General features: G+C 34.5%; 18 protein-coding genes. 15 read left to right on the plus strand and 3 right to left on the minus strand.

The features are described 5' to 3' along the window. Positions 1-140: 140 nt before the first annotated feature. Positions 141-1,256 (minus strand): histidine kinase N-terminal domain-containing protein, encoded by a 1,116-nt coding sequence (locus SM124_RS00185; RefSeq protein WP_407691363.1) that lies wholly within the window; start codon positions 1,254-1,256, stop codon positions 141-143. Positions 1,257-1,510: 254 nt separating this feature from the next. Beyond that, positions 1,511-2,920 carry a cryptochrome/photolyase family protein gene (locus tag SM124_RS00190; RefSeq protein ID WP_322444468.1) on the minus strand — a complete coding sequence of 470 codons (1,410 nt, stop codon included), beginning with the start codon at positions 2,918-2,920 and terminating at the stop codon, positions 1,511-1,513. A gap of 268 nt (positions 2,921-3,188) precedes the next feature. On the opposite strand from SM124_RS00190, the gene SM124_RS00195 reads away from it, so the two are divergent. Continuing rightward, the gene (locus SM124_RS00195) at positions 3,189-3,635 is read left to right on the plus strand and encodes a helix-turn-helix transcriptional regulator (RefSeq protein ID WP_322445024.1); all 447 of its coding nucleotides are present in this window, start codon (positions 3,189-3,191) and stop codon (positions 3,633-3,635) included. 35 nt (positions 3,636-3,670) lie between these two features. Beyond that, entirely contained in the window at positions 3,671-4,012 is a 342-nt protein-coding gene (locus tag SM124_RS00200; RefSeq protein WP_322444469.1) for a hypothetical protein, read from the plus strand. A gap of 73 nt (positions 4,013-4,085) precedes the next feature. Here the strand turns inward: SM124_RS00200 and SM124_RS00205 are convergent, their stop codons facing one another. After that, positions 4,086-4,604 (minus strand): universal stress protein, encoded by a 519-nt coding sequence (locus SM124_RS00205; protein ID WP_322444470.1) that lies wholly within the window; start codon positions 4,602-4,604, stop codon positions 4,086-4,088. Positions 4,605-4,754: 150 nt separating this feature from the next. Between SM124_RS00205 and SM124_RS00210 the strand changes: the two genes are divergently transcribed. The 13 genes from SM124_RS00210 to SM124_RS00275 all read left to right on the plus strand — a co-directional run bounded on the left by SM124_RS00210 (position 4,755) and on the right by SM124_RS00275 (position 20,329). Continuing rightward, a complete protein-coding gene (locus SM124_RS00210) occupies positions 4,755-4,928 on the plus strand; it encodes a hypothetical protein (RefSeq protein WP_322444471.1) in 174 nt (57 codons plus the stop codon). Between the two features lie 104 nt (positions 4,929-5,032). After that, the gene (locus SM124_RS00215) at positions 5,033-7,114 is read left to right on the plus strand and encodes a transglycosylase domain-containing protein (RefSeq protein ID WP_322444472.1); all 2,082 of its coding nucleotides are present in this window, start codon (positions 5,033-5,035) and stop codon (positions 7,112-7,114) included. Positions 7,115-7,542: 428 nt separating this feature from the next. Next, positions 7,543-8,715: a beta-aspartyl-peptidase gene (gene iadA / locus SM124_RS00220; protein ID WP_322444473.1), complete on the plus strand. Its 1,173-nt coding sequence runs from the start codon at positions 7,543-7,545 to the stop codon at positions 8,713-8,715. Between the two features lie 477 nt (positions 8,716-9,192). Next, entirely contained in the window at positions 9,193-10,542 is a 1,350-nt protein-coding gene (locus tag SM124_RS00225) for a spore germination protein (RefSeq protein WP_322444474.1), read from the plus strand. Continuing rightward, entirely contained in the window at positions 10,539-11,642 is a 1,104-nt protein-coding gene (locus SM124_RS00230) for a GerAB/ArcD/ProY family transporter (RefSeq protein ID WP_322444475.1), read from the plus strand. The genes SM124_RS00225 and SM124_RS00230 overlap by 4 nt, the downstream gene beginning before the upstream one ends. Beyond that, positions 11,632-12,750, plus strand: a complete 1,119-nt coding sequence (locus SM124_RS00235) for a Ger(x)C family spore germination protein (protein WP_322444476.1) — start codon at positions 11,632-11,634, stop codon at positions 12,748-12,750. Before SM124_RS00230 ends, SM124_RS00235 begins: the two co-directional genes overlap by 11 nt. A 111-nt stretch (positions 12,751-12,861) precedes the next feature. Continuing rightward, entirely contained in the window at positions 12,862-14,148 is a 1,287-nt protein-coding gene (locus SM124_RS00240) for an MFS transporter (protein WP_322444477.1), read from the plus strand. 280 nt (positions 14,149-14,428) lie between these two features. After that, positions 14,429-14,980 (plus strand): RNA polymerase sigma factor SigY, encoded by a 552-nt coding sequence (gene sigY / locus SM124_RS00245; protein ID WP_322444478.1) that lies wholly within the window; start codon positions 14,429-14,431, stop codon positions 14,978-14,980. Beyond that, positions 14,946-15,296: a YxlC family protein gene (locus SM124_RS00250; protein WP_322444479.1), complete on the plus strand. Its 351-nt coding sequence runs from the start codon at positions 14,946-14,948 to the stop codon at positions 15,294-15,296. Before sigY ends, SM124_RS00250 begins: the two co-directional genes overlap by 35 nt. A 215-nt stretch (positions 15,297-15,511) precedes the next feature. Continuing rightward, entirely contained in the window at positions 15,512-15,715 is a 204-nt protein-coding gene (locus tag SM124_RS00260) for a hypothetical protein (RefSeq protein WP_322444481.1), read from the plus strand. Further along, entirely contained in the window at positions 15,696-16,010 is a 315-nt protein-coding gene (locus SM124_RS00265; RefSeq protein WP_322444482.1) for a YbjQ family protein, read from the plus strand. The genes SM124_RS00260 and SM124_RS00265 overlap by 20 nt, the downstream gene beginning before the upstream one ends. Positions 16,011-16,556: 546 nt before the next feature. Then, complete coding sequence (locus tag SM124_RS00270; protein WP_322444483.1) at positions 16,557-18,314, plus strand: ABC transporter ATP-binding protein; 1,758 nt, start codon at positions 16,557-16,559, stop codon at positions 18,312-18,314. Further along, positions 18,311-20,329 carry an ABC transporter ATP-binding protein gene (locus SM124_RS00275; RefSeq protein WP_322444484.1) on the plus strand — a complete coding sequence of 673 codons (2,019 nt, stop codon included), beginning with the start codon at positions 18,311-18,313 and terminating at the stop codon, positions 20,327-20,329. Before SM124_RS00270 ends, SM124_RS00275 begins: the two co-directional genes overlap by 4 nt. The last annotated feature ends 291 nt before the right edge of the window (positions 20,330-20,620 follow it).

Raw genomic sequence — 20,620 nt, forward strand, 5'->3', positions numbered from 1 at the left:
ATTCAAACTAGTACTATTACAATCAACTATACTAGAAAATTTTAGAAAGAAATAGGTTCTTTATAGAGCTGGTTAGTAACTTCCAAGAAAAAATCATTTATTAAACATATTTGGAGCAGAAATCAATGACTAAATAGCCTTTATGACAAAGGAAGGACGATATTGAAGATGGTTTTCTCTTCAGTTGATTCGCAGGTTAGTGTTCCTTTATGCTTCTTTATAATTTCTCTACACACAAATAGTCCTAGACCCGTCCCTAATGTCTTTGTCGTAACAAATGGTTCGAAAATCGTTTGTAGTAAATCATTTGGAATAACAGGACCATTATTAGATATTTTTAATGAAATTGATTTTTCCTGTATGGTACCTGAAATCTCGATAATCGGATCGTTACGGTATTGGCTCAACACATCAATGGCATTAAAGATAATATTAATTAATACTTGTCTAATTTCATCGGCATAACCGATGATTTCTATGTTGTCTACAATGTTTTTCAATACTTTTACTTTACAATCTAAAATACTAGGGTATAGGAAGATAAGGACCTCATCTATCAGTTCGTTTAGTGAGAAAATTACTTTTTCTTTTCCGATCAATTCTTTCTTTGATAAAAGAAGGAACTGGGAAATTCTAAAATTAAGCTGCTCTAACTCATTGGATATGATATCTAAATATTTTATTGAAGGATCTTCGGACTTCAACAATTGTATAAAACCTTGAACAGATGTTAACGGGTTACGAAACTCATGAATAAAGCTAGAGGTCATTTGTCCAAGAAGTGTTAATCGATCCTTATGTGTGGAATCAATGAAATGTGTTTTTTCTTCTATTATTTTATTTTTCTCTTCGGTATAACGACTAACAGCATAATAAAGGAACTTATCGAAACAAAAGTTAATTTTTTGGATAAAATGTTGGAGCTCAGTCTTATCTAAATCGGTACTTAACAAGAACTCAAACACAGTTGATCGACCAACATTAACATTATATACAAAGTCGCCAATATTGATTTTCGCATTAACACGTTCAACAGCAATTGATTGAGCAATATCCTTTATGTATTTTTCTAATTCATCATTATTTTTATAGAAACCATGAAGAAAGATTTCAAACATCCCTGCTCCGTTTTCCTTGATTTTATCTTTGTATGGGTCAATAGGAGAAACGAGGATCTGTCTTTCCCATTTATCTAATAGTTCTTCTTTACATCCTGCTAAAAAATCGATTAACCGTTCATTCATATTAGCTCCCATTTTAATCTTTCCTTCCTATGGGTTTCATTATAATTAACAAGTACAAATGATTCTCTCGGCAGACAGTCTGTTCAGGCCAATAACATTTAATGATGTGATTGCAAACAAACTATGATGTCTAGAACTGAATAAATATTAAAATCTTAATATTATAAAACATTTTTCTATTCATTTGCACAAGGTCAAAATGGACTAGAAGGGATTGATATCAAAAAAGAGATGACAGTACAAACGCTCATCTCTTGAATCTACTTCTACTTTATTTCATTATATCGATTTAATGCTCTAGCTCTTGCTGTATGATGGTCAATAATGGGGAGCGGATAATCTTTTTCCAATTCAATTCCTGCATCTTTTAGCAAGCTACTGGGTGCTGTCCAAGGTTCATGTACATATCGCTCAGGAAGAAGTGTTAGTTCAGGAATCCACTTTTTAATATATTCTCCTTTAGGGTCAAACTTCTTACTTTGTAACATAGGGTTAAAAATTCGAAAATAAGGGGATGCGTCACGCCCTGTTCCAGCTACCCATTGCCAGCCAAAAGAATTATTAGCAACATCAGCATCTAATAAGGTATCAAAAAACCAGGTTGCCCCTTTCCTCCAATCCATTAGGAGATGTTTAGTTAGGAAGGAGGCGGTAATCATTCTCACTCGGTTATGCATCATTCCTGTCTCCCACAACTCTCTCATTCCAGCATCTACAATCGGGTATCCCGTTCTTCCTCTACACCACTGTTTATATAAAAAATCATCATCTTCCCATTGAAAAGATAGAAACTTACTGTTTAGAGGCTCGTGCTCCATATGTGGTTCGGTCATTAGTGTATGATAAGTAAATTCTCTCCAAACTAACTGGCGTAAGAATTCACTTGAGATAAAATCATGATCAAACTGGTTTATCTGATGCCATAATCTCCTTACAGATAGTTGGCCAAAACTTATATAGGGAGAAAGTGTTGAACAGCCTTCCAAATAAGGGTAGTCTCTATGTTGTTTATATAAGCTTAAGTTGTTTTTAATAAAAACCTCAGCCATCTTTAGTGCTTTATCTTCTGTAGGATCAAAAACGTGAAATCCTCTAGTCCAGGGGATTGTAGGTAATAAGTTTAAGTCCGAAACATCTAGACTAACAATCTCTCTGTCTGTTTCATGATAAATCTTCTGGATTGAGGGTACACATTTTGGAATGTTTTCTCTAAAAAATTGCTTATAAAATGGAGTAAACACCTTATAAGGCTCATTTTTTGAATTTTTTATCGTCCAAGGAGGTAGTAGAAGCGTTCCTTCATAAGTTTTAATATTGATTCCTTTTTGAGATAACTCATTCGCTAAAATTATATCTCTATTATAAGTGTATGGATCATAGATACGGTTCCAATAGATCGTGTGAGCTTCTGTTTCCTTTATAAATGATTTAATCTCTTGTTCGTAACAACCTTTTTTGATAATAAGCTTTCCGTTCAGCTTCCCGAGTTTTTGCTTGATATCCACCAAGGCATGATGTAGCCACCACTTTTTTGCAGAACCTATTCTTTCCCTGATAGGATCATATATATATAGGATGTATGTATTTTTATGTTTACTAGCTTCGAAAAGGGCAGGGTTGTCATGGATACGAAAATCCTTCCTCATAATATAGATAACACGATCATGTTCCTTCATTTGGATTGTCTCCCTAGAATTATTTAATTCTACTTTAAGGACAGAGTGAGTTAGAAGCAAAAATAAATGTGTTTAAAGTTCTTTTTCCTTGCTACCAATTATTAACTTCTCTTATAATAACAGTAGTAAATGGGTGTAATATTACACGAATCTGATCCGTTTGGCTACATGTTATTTAGAATATAAATTTGTTTTAGTAAAAATAGTTAATCCGACTTTCTGTTAGTAGTTAATGAATAAAAAACAAGATTGAAGAGGATGAATGAGTTTGGATCGAGATGAAATCATACAAAAAGTTTCAGACAAGTTACGTTTAATTAGAACAGAAGCTGGTTATACGCAAGACAAGATGGCTGAGGTTATTGGAATATCGAAAAAGACACTTGTACAAATTGAAAAAGGTCGATTGCATGCAAATTGGCCAACAGTTGTAACAATCTGTGCTCTTTTTAGAGAAACAGAAACGGTTCAATTTTTATTTGGAAATGAGCCGTTAGAGGTGCTCGAAACAGTAGCTAGAGATGGAATAGATGTTCGTAAAGAAAAAACTTTAGGCGGAAAAATTTGGTGGCGTGAAGTTGAACGCAAAAACGGTTACATACTCCAACAAAATATTTTAAGCCAACATTTTCGAATTTTAGATGATGAATTTTTTAGGATTTTCAGTAGTCTAGATGAACAAAGTGCACAAGAGCGATTTAAAGAGTTAGTTTAGATAAAACTTATCAATAGGGGTTTGGAGGGGGAAGGATGACTCCAATCAGTGTAGTCTTTATTTTATTTCCTATAGGTGTTCTCATTTTGACGGTTTTACTAAAAGCTGTACTAAGATTCTCTAAGAAAGTAAATATAATGATTGCCCTAGTTACCTATTTGTTAACGAACATTGGGCTGTATTTACTCATTAAAGGAGCCTTTATCTCACAAGCTTTTGACCTAGCGAAAGAGCTTCAGGTGTTTATGAATTTACGGTTACGTCAATGGATTGATATTTTACTAATCCCAAATACATTCACTTTTATGTATTTAGCAATTAGTTTAATTACGCTTAGGGTGATGGACCGATTAATGATAAAGATTCAGGACATCTAAATATGCAGCGAAAAAAGAGAGCTAAAAGAAAATAGCAAGGCTCTCTATTCATCGTGCATATTAGTCAACAAGATTACTTTACGACCAAAACATGACAAGGAGCGTTTTTAACTAATTTCTCCGCAACAGTTCCTAATAGTAATTCTTTTATTGCATTTTTACCTGCATTACCTACTACAATTAAATCCGCATCCTTTTTCTTGGCAAAGTCACAGAGACTATCGGCAGGAGCTCCTTCTAATAATTCGTATTCCGCTTCCATGTTTCTCGTTTTCAATTCTTCTTTTACATTGAAAAATACTTGGTCCACGCTGTCAGTGATTTTAGTATGATGATTTTCTAATTTATTTTTCTCAACCGTTACTGGTGGTATCTGAATCCCCTCTAAAAGAAAACCGTTTGTTCGAACTGTTTCAATTTTCTTCTCTTGGTCCACATTGATGTTACTTACTTTCTCTTCAATGACATGTGCAATAATTAGCCTGGACTTTGGATGTGCTTTCTTGATGTTGATCGCAACATTCAATACTTCTTTACTGATTTCAGAAAGGTTATAAGCAACCATTATACATTCATAATTCGTTCCCAACATTTTCATCATCCTTTCTTGTGTTTGTTTAATACCCTTAAAAGGAATGAGATAATCGATTATCATACAATTTCAGCGAATTTTTTTATAAACCCCCAAAAAGTTAGAGAACGGTACGAATTATATAGTTAGATGATCTTATAACGAGGTGAAATGATGGGAGCTAATAGTAATATTGGAGTTCATCCTACCATTAAGAAGTGCTTAAAGCATTTAGACGTTCTACATGTTGACAATAAAACAAAACAAATTGTCTGTATGTATATGGAGTCTCTTTATAAGGAACTTACTGATAAACAAAAACTTGAAACAAAAGCTAATATGTAGAAAAAGCAATCGAGCTATTCGTTTGCTTTTTCTTTTTTGGTTTCCCCATTAAAGGGATATGGGTATAAAAAACGAAATTTAATTGTTAAGAAGGTTGGGAAAAAATGAGTACACGTACAAACCAGACGAGAGCGGACAGAAATCGAAAAATAGGAAAAGGAAAATATATATTTCAGATTTTGCTATTGTTATTGGCTACAGGTTCTTTAATCGCTCTAAGTCTATTTTATTTTTTATCAAAGGATGTTGATATTAGCAATCTTGAAGATGGTCTGGCTCAATCTACTATTATTTACGATGTTAATGGTAAGGTTGCGAGTAAAATAACAGCCAATAAGACGGAAGGCGTTCCTTTCAATCGAATACCGGAGCATTTAAAAAATGCAATTGTGGCGATTGAGGACCATCGTTTTTATGAACATGATGGGGTTGATTATAAGGGACTGATAAGGGCATTTTACAAAAATCTAAAAGCTGGCGGAGTAGTGGAAGGCGGAAGTACCATTACACAGCAATTGACGAAAAATGCACTATTATCCCATGAAAAAACGTATAGAAGAAAATTAGAGGAGTTCTTTTTAGCAAAGGAAATTGAGAAGAACTATACGAAAGAAAAAATTCTAGAAATGTATTTAAATCAAATATATTTTGGAGAAGGTGCCTGGGGTGTTAGGAATGCTGCCTTAAAATATTTTGGCAAGGAAGCTTCAGAACTAACAATAGAGGAGTCTGCATTATTAGCGGGTTTAGTAAAAGCCCCAACGAACCTTAATCCTTATAATCATATAGAGAAGGCAAAAGAAAGAAGAAATCTCGTTTTAAATCAAATGTATACACATGGTTTTATAACAAAATCAGAATTAGACAAAGCAACAAAGAAAAAGGTTAAATTAACCGATTCTGGAATTGATCCTCTGAAAGGGAAGTATCCACACTATATTGATGTTGTTCTAAATGAAGGAATCAATAAATATGGGTTTACTTTAGATGAACTTTTAACGGGGGGCTATGAAATTCATACGGAGTTGGATCCACATATGCAGACCGTTATAGAAGAAACTTACACAAATGATCAATTCTTCCCTGCGGATGGAAAGAAACAGATGGTCCAGAGTGGAGCGATATTGCTTGATCCTAAAACAGGAGGAATACGTGCTTTAATCGGAGGGAGGGGTGAAACGGTATTCATGGGATATAACCGAGCAACTCAATTAAAAGCACAGCCCGGCTCTTCTATGAAACCAATCGCTGCATATGCTCCTGCACTTGAAAATGGTTGGAGCGTTACCGATAGTTTAGTAGATGAAAAGATCTCTTTTGGTAGCTATAGCCCTAGTAACTATAACCACCAGTACAAAGGAAGAGTTCCGATGTATGAGGCAGTAAAGGATTCTTTAAACCTTCCTGCTGTTTGGTTATTAAATGAGATTGGGATAGAAAAAGGGATTAATGCGGCGGAAAAATTCGGTATTCCCCTGGATAAAGAAGACAGAAATTTAAGTATTGCTTTAGGAGGTTTAAACAAAGGGGTTTCACCTCTTCATATGGCTCAAGCTTACTCCGCATTTGCCAATAAAGGGGAACGGCATGAGGCCCACACCATTACAAAGATCATTGATTCTGAGGGAAATGTGGTAGCAAAATGGAATGATGAAAAAGTGCAGGTTATTACGGATAAGGTAGCTGATCAGATGACTGCATTGTTACTTGGAGTTGTGGAACAGGGAACCGGAAGAGCTGCTCAAATTAACGGAAGAGAAGTTGCAGGGAAAACGGGATCTACTCAAGTACCAATTGAAGGAATCAATGGTGTTAAAGATCAATGGTTTGTTGGATATACCCCTCAGCTTGTTGGAGCAGTATGGGTTGGTTATGACAATACTGATAAGGATCATTATTTAACTACGACTAGTAGTGAAGGAGCAGCGCCGATTTTCCGTGAATTAATGGAAAAGAGTCTTAAAGATCAAGAATCTCTCTCCTTTGGTGTCCCGTCTGTCTATTCTTATTTAGCCAAGAAAAAACAAGATGAAATGAACAGAGCGCGTGAGTTAGAAGAAAAGATGAAGAAAGAAAAAGATCAATGGGAAGATAGATTAAAAAAAGAACGAGAAAAATGGGAAAAGAAATTTAAGGACAGAGGGAAAGGAAGAGGTAAAGGAAAAAAGAAAAAGAGGGATGATTAACACCACCTTAAAGTAGGGGGAGCATCCGATAAAAAGGTCTAAGTTTTAAGGAATATGCTGGTAATTCAGGCATAAATAAATCATAAGAACCGAAAAATTAGCGTTAATTACCAATAATTTTAGTTATTTTCCCACAGTTATTGGGTAAAGCATCAGATTATAATTAAATTAGAAAGTAATCACAAGTTTTGATTGCTTTCTTTATACTCATGTTTTTGGCGATTAGAATCCTTCCAATTCTAATCGTCCTTTTTTTGTTTAATAGTCCTCTATTTAAGAATTCCACATAATGTTGTAACCTCCTTTTTGGTTTGACTTGCATAATAGCTAGTGTGCCTGATTATTGGTATTATTTACATTGAAGCAAAAAATTCGAAACAGTAAACTAGTTACACTTTCTATCAATTGAATAAAGAAAGGTGAAAGCAATGTTAACTTTAATTCAAAACGGAGAAATTTATGCTCCTCAATATTTAGGGCAAAAGGATATTTTATTAGTTAATGACAAAATTGGTTACATCCTCGATAAAATCGAGTTGCCTCAAGACTTTGTGGATATAAAGACGATTAATGCTGACGGAAAAATCGTTGTACCTGGTTTCATTGATGCTCATGTTCATATCATTGGAGGGGGCGGGGAAGGTAGTTTTAAAACGAGAACACCAGAAATTCAATTAACAGATGCTACTTTGTCGGGTATTACAACATTAGTTGGGGTTATTGGAACAGATGGAACAACAAGAACGATGCCAAGCTTAATAGCCAAAGCTCGTGGTCTTGAAGAAGAAGGAATTTCCTGCTTTGTTCAAACAGGCTCTTATCAAGTTCCTGTTAAAACACTAACAGATAAAATTGAAGATGATATTATTTTAATCGATAAGATAATTGGTGTTGGTGAAGTGGCTATTGCCGACCACCGATCTTCACAACCAACCGTTGAGGAAATGGCTAAGATTGCTTCAGCCGCTCGTATCGGTGGAATTTTATCTGGAAAATCAGGAATTGTTAATGTCCATGTTGGCGATAGCTATGACCATTTGAAACTAATTGAAGAGGTAGTAGATACAACAGATATCCCAATTAGACAGTTCTATCCAACACATATTAATAGAAATCCTCACTTATTTGAAGAAGGAATTCGTTATGCAAAAAAAGGTGGGTATGTTGATTTTACAACTAGTTCTATTCCTAAATTTTTTGAAGAAGGCGAAGTAAAATGTAGTATTGCATTAAAAAGAATGCTTGATTCTGGGGTAGATATTTCACAAATCACCTTTACTTCAGATGGACAAGCTAGCCTTCCGGATTTTGACGAAAATGGTGAATTTATTGGTTTACAAGTGGGGAAAGTTTCAACCCTTTTTAAAGAGGTTAGAGACGCTATCGTCGAGGAAGGCATTTCAGTTGAAACAGCCATAAAAGTAATTACGCAAAATCCTGCTAACATCTTAAAACTCCGTCAAAAAGGAACCATCGAAATAGGCAAGGATGCCGATTTAGTCATGTTAGACAAAGAAACCTACAGCATTGACCATGTATTAGCCTTAGGAAAACTAATGGTAAAAAACGGAGAAGCTATTGTAAAAGGGACATTTGAATAGACTTATTCGTATTATAATAAGTTAGAAAAAGTGTTGAAGAGATTACCTAATAGTCTTTATATTTATCAAAACTAATTTATTTCCGGATACTAGTTGATTGGAGCGAAGGGCGACGACTCCAGTGGGAAATAGTGTGAACCTTGAGACCCCGCAAGGAGCGTAGCGACTGAGGAGGCTCAAGTCGCACCCCGCGGAAAGCGTTCGCCCGTAGCGGAAATCTACGGTTATTAAGGGATCTTTAATTTTAAAGTAGAACTAGACAATCAATTTAAAAAGTTTTCTACATTCAAGACATAAACCTTAACCTGTTTATGTCTTTTTTGTATTTCTGATTCTGACCCCTTTTAGTATTTTTTACTATTACTTCTTCATTTTTCTAATGATTTATGTAATTCCGGAGATACTAACTAAAACAATTGTGAAAAAGTGGATAGTTGTCCAGCGAATGACAAAACAGGAACTTAGAAGAGGGTATAAATGAGACAAAACTTCTTAGGCTTAGCAGATAAAATACTAGAACAATTCTCCCAAGCAGATGATTTAATCCATCATGACATTAAATATAATGGAGAAACAGTCACTTTATATTTCTTAAAAAGTATTGCAAATGAAGATTCGATTACAAGATTATTCATTAAACCTTTTTTTGAGGTTGGAAATTTAAATGAATATTGTTCATATATCCGGTCACTAACCATCTTTAAGGAGTTTAAAGATGAAGATGAAGTTTTGCAAGCACTGTCCATCGGTCATTTGCTTGTAAAGGTTCATTATCAATATTTTTTATTTGATACAAAAAATGTAAAAAATAATGTCATTTTAGAAACTGCCGTTGAAACTACTGTTCATGGTCCTCATACAGCGTTTAGTGAAGATTTTGAGACAAATTTAAATATGATTAGGCATAGGTACCATGAACCAAAATTAGCGATTGAAATAGATAAGATTGGAAAACGAAATGATGTAAATATGGTTTTGATATACGATCCTACCTATGTTAATCCCAATACTCTAGATGCAATAAAGACTGATTTAAAAAATCTGGATAAGTCGCTAATCATATCCGTTGGCCAATTACAGAAATATATGAATAAGAAGTCGAAAGCACTACTTCCAACGACACTTTTAACGGAAAGGCCAGACCGCACCATCTTTGCAATAGAAAAAGGAAAAGTGGTTGTCATGATAGACGGTAGCCCATTTGTATTAATTGCTCCAGCGATATTTTACGACTTTATGTCAGCGATGGATGATATTTATCAGTTTTTTTGGGCTACGATGTTTATACGGCTACTTCGTTATGGAGGCTTATTTTTAACCTTACTATTACCAGGTTTATATGTCGCTGTAACTTCTTACAATACGGAAGTGTTCCGAGTCCAGTTGGCACTGTCGATTGCATCAAGCAGGGTGGGGGTACCTTATCCATCCTTTATAGAAGTACTATTTATGTTATTGATGATGGAATTTTTAATAGAAGCGAGTTTACGTCTACCGAAAACAATTAGTAGTACAGCAACGATGGTAGGTGGCTTGATTTTAGGTCAAGCAGCTACTGAAGCTGTCCTTATATCTAATATTATGATTATCATTGTTGCCGCAGTTGCTATTGCAAACTTTGTTATACCCATTAATGAAATGAGTGTAGCTATTCGAGTTTTAAAATATGTGCTACTATTTACAGCTAGTATTGGTGGTCTGATGGGTTTAACTTTAGGATTTGTTATGATTTTGTTTTATTTCATACAAGTAGATAGCTACGGAGAGCCATATTTAAAAGTTATGTACGAAAAGAAAGAGAAGTCTGTTAAAGGAGAATCTGCATGAGTAGGTATTATTATTATCTCCTCATCTTAAATATGCTTGCGAACATAACGGTTTTTACGCCAAAACTCCTTCTTGAAAAAAGAACAAATGGCATGATAGGGAGCTTAATAATTGCTGTAATATTAGGTATTACTTTCTTGTGGATCATTACCAAGATTTTCATTAAGTTCCCTGGGAGAGGCTTACCAGAGCTCCTTGAAAGTTACACTCCAAAGTGGTTTGCTAAGTTATATCTTCTTGGTGCAGGGCTAACATGGTACGTAGCAGGGATAACTACATTAATTGGTTATTCCTTTTTAAGTAAAAGATACCTTAATCCAGATATGTCATTAACGATGATTGTTAGCATCTTTCTGGTTGTCATTACCTTTGGAATTTTAATGAAATCTCAAAAGGTATTGTATGCACTAGAATTTGCTTTAGCCTTATGTGCCCCAATTATTATAGTGATTATTATAAAAGCTTCTTTTAGTGACAGTATGAATTGGGAAATTGCGAGGATGCCTTTTACTTATTATAGAAATTTACCCTCTTATGAAACTATTTCAGTGGCAATGTTTAGTGTATTAGGTTATATAAACATTTCAATTTTTAATCGAGAATGGAAAAAACCTCAAAAATTAAAGATAGGACCTATTGCTGGTATTGGGTTGTTAGCATTTATCAATCTATTGACAACTACATTAATCCCAATTGGGTTTAATGGAATCGATGGGGTAGGGGATATTGTCTATCCTTGGATTTTTACATCTGATTCCATAAGGATGGAATTCTTTTTCTTAGAAAGAGTTTTTATCATGTTTTTACTACTTTATCTAGTTATATCTTTAATAAGTATGGTAATCCATTGGCATGTGGGGTTTCAATTTTTAATGGGATTTTCCACCTTTCCATTTATTAAATGGAAAAAACATCAGTTGGGCAAATATGTGTACATAGCTTTTTTTTGGATTGCATCTATACAAATTGTTAATCGCATACCTGAGTTTCAAGCTATATCTTTTATTAAATTGTACTTAAGTTTAATCATACCGTACATTACATTCATGGTTTTATTACTTTTCTTTATTGTGAGAAAGGTGAAAAAAAATGAGGCATAAACTCCACTATCCTTTGTTAATTATTATTTTTATGAGCGGCTTACTAACTGGTTGTGGATTTAAGGACATTGATAAAAGAATTTTTGTGACCAATATAGGTATTGATAGGAGTACGGATGAAAAAGAATTATATAAAGTTACACTTAGGTTAGCTATACCTAGTGGAAATATTAAACAAGGGCAGGACCAGGAGTATGTATTATTAGTTGAAGATAATATGACAATTTCTCACGCTGTTAGGAAAATGAAATCAGAAATCGATAAAGAATTAGATTTTGCCCACGCAAAAGTTATTATTCTTGGTGAAGATGTAGTTGATGAAAACCTCTATGATATTATTGACTGGCTTGCAAGAAGAAGGGATATACAAAAAATAGCTTGGATTACTATGGCAAAAGGTACGGCTGAAGATATTTTAAAAGCAAGACCTAAATCAGAGAGGTTGGCATCTGAAGCGTTAATTAACATTTTTGACAAAATTGGTACAGAATCTCCTTACATCCACTCTGAATACTTTTCAGAGTTTAGAAGGGATTTATATGAAAAGGGTATTGATGCCGTATTTCCAGTTATAGATTTGAAAAAAAGTGAAGATAAAAATGAGACATATTCCATTAATAAAGTGGCAATTTACAGAGCTGGAGAGGAATGGAAAGTAGTCAATCTAGATCCAGAAGAAACTCGAATCTTTAACATGTTAAAGGACTTTGAGCAGAATGTGGGATTTGTTATTGATACGGAAAAGGAGAAGTTCCTGTACGCAACGGATATTATAAAAATCAAGTATAAATTAACTGATCAACCAAAACCAAAGATTACTTATGATATTATGATGCAGGGAATCCTCGAGGAAAAAGAAGGAGTATTTAAGCAAGAGAAGGTAAAACAATATAACAAATTAATTGAACAAGAAGTTAAGAAACAGATTGAGGATTTATTAAATAAGCTAAAAGAGGAAAATGTCGATCCAATAGGCTTTGGGGTCAGATATAAATCCACACGATTTACTCAAGAAGACAGAATTGAAAAATGGAATCGTTTATATCCAGATGTACTATTTGATATAAAAGTAAAAGCCATGATTAAGAGTAGTGGTGTAACAGAGTAGTAGAAAATTTCCCTCCGTCCCTAGACTGAATAAAAAACCACCAGCAGGCTCTTATAAAGTGGAAAAATATGAGATATGATAGAGATAGAACAGGGACGAGGGGAAAAGAAGATGAAAAAGTTTAAAGAAGTATTTCAAAACCCAAATTTCAGGCGGTTATTTTTTGCTAACTTCACTTCACAAATGGGTAGTGTGATTGGGTTAACAGCTTTTATGTTTTATTTGTTAGATCGTTTTTCAGACCAACCCGCATACGCTACTATTACAGAATTAATGTATTCAGTTCCAACTTTAGCCGTTTTCTTTCTAGTTGGAGTATTTGCTGATCGAATGGACAGACAAAAAATAGCTTATTATTGTGATTGGTTAAGTGCTATTTTATCTCTCATGCTGATTGGGACCATTATACTAGGCTGGATGCCACTGATTTTTGCTGTGTTGTTTTTAAGAAGTGCTATCCAAAAATTCTTCTTTCCTGCTGAGCATGCTATGGTACAAGGGATTCTAAAGAAGGAAGACTATACAACTGCTGCAGGATTAAATCAATTAGTCATGAGTTTGTTTATGCTATTCGGAAACGGATTAGGAATTTTCGTTTACTGGACGGTAGGAGTTTATGGAGCGATTACGGTTGACGTCATTACCTTTATTATAAGTGCATTATTAATTAAATCAGCAGTAATTAATGAAGAAGTAAGATTACCCAATGGGAAACATAAACTTACGGATTTAAAGGTAAAGTTAGTATTAAGTGATTTTAAACTTGGAATGAAATATATTTTTGAACATAAATTACTGAGAACACTATTGGTAGGATTTATCGTTTTTGGAGTTGTAAACGGTGGATTTACAGTGATGCCAATCTTTATGCTTAAATATAAACTGGCTCCGGATTCTTACGAGGAAATGTCTGTATTAGTGGGAGTTGTGTTCGGAGTTGGAGTTCTTTTAGGTAGCTTCTTTGCTTCCTTATTAAGTCAAAAAGTAAAGTTATATCAAATGGTTATAATGGGATTACTTATTTCAGGAAGTTTCATTGTTTTAGCTTCTTTTGCTAACCATACTTACTTATTTATGGCTTTTACCTTTATATCTGCACTCGGATTACCACTTGTAAATATTGCAATCGGTGGATGGATGCCAAGTATTATTGATCCAAAAATGATGGGGAGAGTTCAAGGTTGGATTTCACCTCTTATGATGTTCTCTCAATCTTTAACATTAGGTTTTATTGCATACAGTTTCCCAGCTATTTTAAAAGTTGAAATGCTGTTCTGGTTAGTAGGTGGTTGCTTAATGTTAGTGGGTATCTTTTATTTATTCACACTGCCTAAGTTTACTAAAATTTCTAATAATGAGACACAAAGTACTACCGTTCGACAAACGGGTACGGTATAATAATTGGTAGAATTGGTAAAAAAGTCCCTTAAAAAAAGGGGCTTTTTGTACGTTCAAAAGTTTGAAAAAATTTATAAAAAAATAATGAACGAAATAAACCCTCAATACGTCTTAACTTTAGATTATTTAAATAAACTTTGTTTTTGTGAATTTCCTTTTTAAGATTAAAGGACTAGCGAGTCTTTTACAGTAGCAGATACGTCACTTAAACAATGAATATGATAGTAAACTAGGTAATCACGATTGTTTGGGTTTGGTCACGAAAGAGAGGATCAAAGAGTTGGAGGAAAAGGACCTAATTACCAAAGCCAAACGTGGGGATCAACATGCCTTTGCTAAGTTATTTCAAGACAACTATGCTTTCTTAGTAAAATATTTAATTAAGGTTACAATGGATAGAAACTTAGCAGAAGACATTGCTCAAGAAGCAATGGCCAAGTGTATTGAAAAAATTCACTTATATGACGGGAAAGCAAAGTTTTCGTCATGGTTAATCTCAATTGCCTCAAACTATTATATTGATCAACTTAGAAAAAATAAGCGAGAGAAGAATTGGCAGCAACAAGAGCAAGCCGTTCGACATTTAAAATGGCAAGTAGAAACTCGGAACGAGGAATGGAATGATACGTTAACGGCGTTAGGAAAACTATCAGAGGATGTTCGGATTCCAATTATCCTGAAGCATTATTATGGATATTCCTACGATGAAATTGGTGAAATGATGAAGGTTTCTCCGGGTACCATAAAGTCTAGGATTCATAACGGTATACTAACAGTCAGGAAGGAGTTGAGGTTAAATGAAGAACCGAAAAAAGTATCCACTCGATCATGAAGCAGAAGAAGAGTTCCTAGATTTATTTGATGAGCTTGAGGAAGGTTTTGAGACGTTAGATAAAAGCTTTCAAATCGAAACCCCTAATATGCAGTTTTTTGAACAAATGGTTGCTAACAAACAAGTTGAACTGAGGAAGAAACTGATAAAGGACATCAGTATTTTTTCAATTGTTGCTCTCTTAGTCGTGAGTATCGTTCTTTATACCCTTTATCAGCTTCCTACGGTCTTTTATGTACTTCAAGGGATTGTCACCATTTTTATCATTGGTTATACTTCCAGAAAAGTATCTCAGCGGGTGAGTGTACATGAATGAGGAAGTTTCTTTACCTTTATTAATCATCGTGGGAATCATTTTACTCAGTCAAAGTTTATTTCTATTCATTCATGCGAGGAAGCACGGACATAATTTTTGGTTGTGGGGGATTATAGGTTTAATACAAGTGCCAATGCCTTTACTCTTTTACTTGCTATTTGTACGGAAAATATGGAAAAAGTCAAATCGGTAAGTAATTCATAAGGATGATTATCATGAATAAATTGAAGTTGTTATTAATAATCTTTGCTATAGCGGGACAGTTTATTGGATTAGGTATGTTGTTTATAAATATAAAAGCAGCTCTATTCATCTATGCTTCTTATATAATATTTTTGATTATTTTATTTGGTGTACTTATAAGAGAAAGAAGAAAAGAAAAAGAGGAGGACGATCGAAATGATTATCGTAACTACTGATTTTGTACCTGGAAAGGAAATTAAAGAACTAAAGGGGTTTGTTAAAGGAAGCACAGTTCAATCAAAGCATATTGGTAAAGACTTATTAGCAGGCTTGAAAACCATTGTTGGTGGAGAAATCACTGAATACACTGAAATGATGGATGAAGCTAGACAAAAGGCAATTGGCAGATTAGTTGAGGATGCAAAAAGTAAAGGGGCTAATGCTGTCATCGCCATGAAATTAGAAACATCTGCTGTCATGCAAAATGCTTCAGAAATTATAGCTTACGGAACAGCTGTTGTTGTTGAATAAGAGAAACGTGTTAATTTTGTAGTCATAAGACTAGTCACTCATTGGTTGAAGATGTTTTCAGAAAATTTTAACATAGTCTATTGACATTTAGAATTTACGATGATAATCTTACAAAGATGGAAATATATGAAAAGGATAGGAGGGTTACAAGATGATTGTTTTAAACAGAGTATTTAACTCAACTGAATATCAAATAAATGTAACCAACCCTAGCCAAAACGACTAATCCTACATTATTTTTTTGAATTTAAGTCACAAAGCACAGGTTACGTTTATTCGTGGTCTGTGCTTTTTTGTCTTTCTATAGCTGTTTACGAAAGTCCCTATAGGTGATTTTCTAAACGGTAATTCTGAGACATATCGCATAGAGTGGTATGTCTTTTTGTTTTCTCTGAGAAAAACGGGTTATACCCGATTTCTATAAAAATTTGAAACTTAGGAGGAATTAAAATGTTACTCGTATTAACCAAAAGACTCGCAATTTCACATATGGAGCTAGAAGGTGGCTAGTGACGGTTTTGGTTTGTAAAAGAAAGGAGAGACAGCATGTTTTCAATACTAAAAAAGTTAAGTTGGTTTTTTAAAGAGAATTGGAAAAGGTATACAGTTGCAATCGTTCTATTAATATTCGTTGGGGTACTAGATGTAATCCCGCCGAAACTAGTTGGAATGGCCATTGATGATATCCATGTTGGAGCAATGACAACAGAGGGGATATTAAAATATTTAGGTTTGATGGCTGGGATCACAGTAGTATCATACGGAATCACCTATATTTGGATGTATCAGCTTTTTGGCGGGGCGTTCCTAGTGGAAAGAAAATTACGCTCTAGATTCATGAATCACTTATTAAAAATGACACCTACATTTTTCGAGAAAAACAGAACGGGCGACTTAATGGCAAGGGCAACAAATGATTTAAAAGCCATTTCAACGACAGCTGGCTTCGGGATCTTAACATTAATTGACTCCACTTTTTTCATGTTGACCATTTTGTTTGTAATGGGTTTCTTGATTAGTTGGAAATTGACACTTGCTGCCATTTTACCATTACCATTAATGGCTCTATTAATGAATATATATGGGAAAAGAATTCATAAAAGATTTATGGAGGCCCAGGACGCTTTCGGGGAACTAAATGACCGTGTCTTAGAATCGGTATCAGGTGTACGTGTCGTACGTGCCTATGTTCAAGAAAAAGCTGATCAAGATCGTTTTCATTCCCTTACAGAGGATGTTTACAATAAAAATATCCATGTAGCACGAATTGATTCTTTATTTGATCCTACTATTAAGATATTGGTTGGTTTAAGCTATATTATTGGACTTGGATATGGGGCTTATTTAGTTTTTCATCAGTCATTAACCTTAGGACAACTCGTTTCATTCAATGTATATTTAGGTATGCTTATTTGGCCAATGTTTGCAATTGGTGAATTAATCAACGTCATGCAGAGAGGAAATGCTTCCTTAGACCGAGTTCAGGAAACCTTATCTTATGAGGAGGATGTAAAAAATCCTGAGACTCCGATTCTTGTTGATGAGCCAAATCAAATTACCTTTGGTCAATTTACATTCCAATATCCTTCTTCTAATGTGGAAAACTTAAAGGAAATCAAAGTGAATATTGGTCGTGGAGAAACACTTGGTATTGTAGGTAAAACGGGAAGCGGGAAGACCACATTTATCAGACAATTACTGAGACAATATCCAGTGGGAAGCGGGCAATTAGATATATCAAACGTTCCAATTAATGACCAAACTCTTGAGAACACTAGAAACTGGATAGGCTATGTTCCCCAAGACCATATCTTATTTTCAAAATCCGTTAAGGAAAATATCTTGTTTGGTAGAAATGAAGCAAATGAATCTGATTTAGAAAAAGCCATTCAACTGGCTGATTTTAAGAAGGATCTAGAAATGCTTCCAGAAGGTTTAAATACATTAGTTGGTGAAAAAGGTGTAGCCCTATCTGGAGGTCAGAAGCAAAGAATATCAATAGCAAGGGCGTTAATAAAAAATCCGGAAATATTAATTCTTGATGATTCTTTATCTGCTGTTGATGCAAAAACAGAGAAAAAAATTATTGAAAATATAAGAACAGAACGAGCTGGGAAAACAACGATTATTACTACGCACAGAATGTCTGCTGTCCAGCATGCTGACCAAATACTTGTCCTCGATGACGGAAAAGTAATTGAGGAAGGTACACATGATCAACTAATGGAGCTCAATGGATGGTATAAAGAGCAATATGAGAGACAGCAAGTTCAATCGGCATCTGAACAGGAGGTGCTAGCATGAAGACGACAGGGAAAAGATTATTTCAATATGCATTAAATTTTAAAAATATCATTATAATCGCTTTAGCTATGTTAACGGTTTCTGTAGCAGCAGATTTAGCAGGTCCTTTTATTGCGAAACGCTTAATTGACCAGCATATACTTGGAGTTGAATCTACTTGGTATCAAACAGAAGCAGAGAAGGATGCTGTACCTTATAAAGGAAACTTCTATAAGAGAGAAGCCTATATAGAACCTTCTGATACAAAAATAGAAGAGGTAAGAATCCTGCAAGTTGATCGTCAATTTGTCTTTGTTGAAGGTAAGGTTGATTTTGATGGAGAACGTTCATTTAAGGATGGAGTTCTAACGATTAAGAGTGGAGAAAACACAGCCTCTTATGATGGAGTTATTTTGAAAAAGGAAGAACTTCTAAACTTTTATCAACCTGAAATTCCAAAAATCATTTGGTTGCTCGCTTTCTATTTTGGATTACTAGTAGTAGCTTCCTTTTTTCAATATGGCCAAAGATTCTTTCTCCAGAAATCGGCTAATCGAATTATACAGAAGATGCGGGAAGATGTGTTTGGTCAGATTCAAAAGCTACCTATAAAGTACTTTGATAATCTTCCTGCTGGTAAAGTTGTAGCGAGAATTACAAATGATACGGAAGCTATTCGTGAATTGTATGTAACCGTGCTATCAACATTCTTTACAAGCATCATCTACATTACAGGAATCTATATTGCTTTGTTTATTTTAAATGCAAAGCTTGCAGCCATTTGCTTGTTGCTCATTCCTATATTAGTGGTATGGACTTTAGTTTATAGAAAGTATGCTTCAAAATACAACCGTGTCATCCGTGCTCGAAACAGTGATATAAACGGTACAGTAAACGAATCCATTCAAGGGATGAACATTATTCAAGCCTTTAACCGTGAAAAAGAAACACGAGCTGAATTTGAGAAACTAAACAATGAACATTTTACTTTTCAAAATAAATTACTTAATTTAAACTCTTTAACGTCTCATAATTTAGTAAACGTATTAAGAAATATCGTTTTTGTGGCATTTATATGGTACTTTGGTGGGGAAGCTCTAAATCCTTCAGCCGTTATCTCACTTGGTATGCTCTATGCGTTTGTTGATTATATTAATCGTCTATTCAACCCGATTCAAGGGATTGTTAATCAGTTAGCAAACTTGGAGCAAGCTTTAGTTGCTGCAGACCGAGTGTTTGAGTTGTTGAATGAAGATGGAATTGATGTTAGTGAAGAGATGATTCCACGTTATAAAGGAAATGTAAAGTTTGACCATGTCTACTTTGGATATAAAGAAGGCGAAGACGTCCTGAAGGATATACATTTTGAAGCTAAACATGGTGAAACGGTTGCTTTAGTCGGCCACACGGGATCCGGAAAAAGTTCGATTATTAATTTATTGTTCCGCTTCTATGATTGCCATAAAGGAAGCATTTCTGTTGATGGAATGGATATAAAGGATTTATCTCATCAAACGTTAAGAAAGCATATGGGGATCGTTTTACAAGACCCATTCTTGTTCACGGGAACAATTGCCTCTAATGTAAGTTTGGATGATCCATCTATTTCAAGAGAGAAAGTCGAAAAAGCTCTGAAAGATGTTGGTGCAGATAAAGTTTTTAAAAACTTAGAAAAGGGCTTTGATGAGCCTGTTATTGAAAAAGGGAGTACCTTATCGAGTGGCCAAAGACAATTGATTTCATTTGCAAGAGCACTAGCCTTTGACCCAGCCATTTTGATTTTAGATGAGGCTACTTCAAGCATTGATACGGAAACAGAATTAATTATTCAAGAAGCAATGGATGTCTTGAAGAAGGGGAGAACTACATTTGTGATTGCCCATAGGCTATCTACGATTAGGAATGCCGACCAAATTCTCGTTTTAGATCGAGGAAACATAGTCGAGAGAGGAACGCATGACGAGTTGATGGAGCAAGGTGGTAAGTATTATCAAATGTATCAGCTTCAACAGGGTGAGAATTCATTAGCGGGTTAAAATAATACTAAAAAAGCCAACTGTATTTTTTACAGTTGGCTTTCTCATGTTTAATACGTAAAGGGATGATGTTCATAAAATATTCACTTCCCTGACACAGAATATTCCTAGATCAAAACCTGACCACTTTTTAAAATGTGGTAACTTATAAATAGTAATGGAAAAGGCCAATAAGAGGAGGTTTACATAATGGAAGAATTTTCTATCACATTAAGTATCGCTAGTATTATGGTACTTGTCTATTATATCGGATATTCGATTGCAAAAGCATAATGAAAAGTAAATGACAAT

Origin of the sequence: Robertmurraya mangrovi (assembly GCF_034427655.1) — a bacterium.
In the GTDB taxonomy this organism is placed as follows: domain Bacteria; phylum Bacillota; class Bacilli; order Bacillales; family Cytobacillaceae; genus Robertmurraya_A; species Robertmurraya_A mangrovi.

Bases quoted from the DNA above. Each gene is read 5' to 3' on its own strand.
- SM124_RS00210 (WP_322444471.1), top strand. From the start codon at position 4,755: ATGATGGGAGCTAATAGTAATATTGGAGTTCATCCTACCATTAAGAAG.
- SM124_RS00200 (WP_322444469.1), top strand. From the start codon at position 3,671: ATGACTCCAATCAGTGTAGTCTTTATTTTATTTCCTATAGGTGTTCTC.
- SM124_RS00265 (WP_322444482.1), top strand. From the start codon at position 15,696: ATGATTATCGTAACTACTGATTTTGTACCTGGAAAGGAAATTAAAGAA.
- SM124_RS00230 (WP_322444475.1), top strand. From the start codon at position 10,539: ATGAGTAGGTATTATTATTATCTCCTCATCTTAAATATGCTTGCGAAC.
- SM124_RS00225 (WP_322444474.1), top strand. From the start codon at position 9,193: ATGAGACAAAACTTCTTAGGCTTAGCAGATAAAATACTAGAACAATTC.
- SM124_RS00235 (WP_322444476.1), top strand. From the start codon at position 11,632: ATGAGGCATAAACTCCACTATCCTTTGTTAATTATTATTTTTATGAGC.
- SM124_RS00240 (WP_322444477.1), top strand. From the start codon at position 12,862: ATGAAAAAGTTTAAAGAAGTATTTCAAAACCCAAATTTCAGGCGGTTA.
- SM124_RS00275 (WP_322444484.1), top strand. From the start codon at position 18,311: ATGAAGACGACAGGGAAAAGATTATTTCAATATGCATTAAATTTTAAA.
- SM124_RS00250 (WP_322444479.1), top strand. From the start codon at position 14,946: ATGAAGAACCGAAAAAAGTATCCACTCGATCATGAAGCAGAAGAAGAG.
- SM124_RS00185 (WP_407691363.1), bottom strand. From the start codon at position 1,256: ATGGGAGCTAATATGAATGAACGGTTAATCGATTTTTTAGCAGGATGT.
- SM124_RS00260 (WP_322444481.1), top strand. From the start codon at position 15,512: ATGAATAAATTGAAGTTGTTATTAATAATCTTTGCTATAGCGGGACAG.
- SM124_RS00205 (WP_322444470.1), bottom strand. From the start codon at position 4,604: ATGTTGGGAACGAATTATGAATGTATAATGGTTGCTTATAACCTTTCT.
- iadA (WP_322444473.1), top strand. From the start codon at position 7,543: ATGTTAACTTTAATTCAAAACGGAGAAATTTATGCTCCTCAATATTTA.
- SM124_RS00215 (WP_322444472.1), top strand. From the start codon at position 5,033: ATGAGTACACGTACAAACCAGACGAGAGCGGACAGAAATCGAAAAATA.
- SM124_RS00190 (WP_322444468.1), bottom strand. From the start codon at position 2,920: ATGAAGGAACATGATCGTGTTATCTATATTATGAGGAAGGATTTTCGT.
- SM124_RS00270 (WP_322444483.1), top strand. From the start codon at position 16,557: ATGTTTTCAATACTAAAAAAGTTAAGTTGGTTTTTTAAAGAGAATTGG.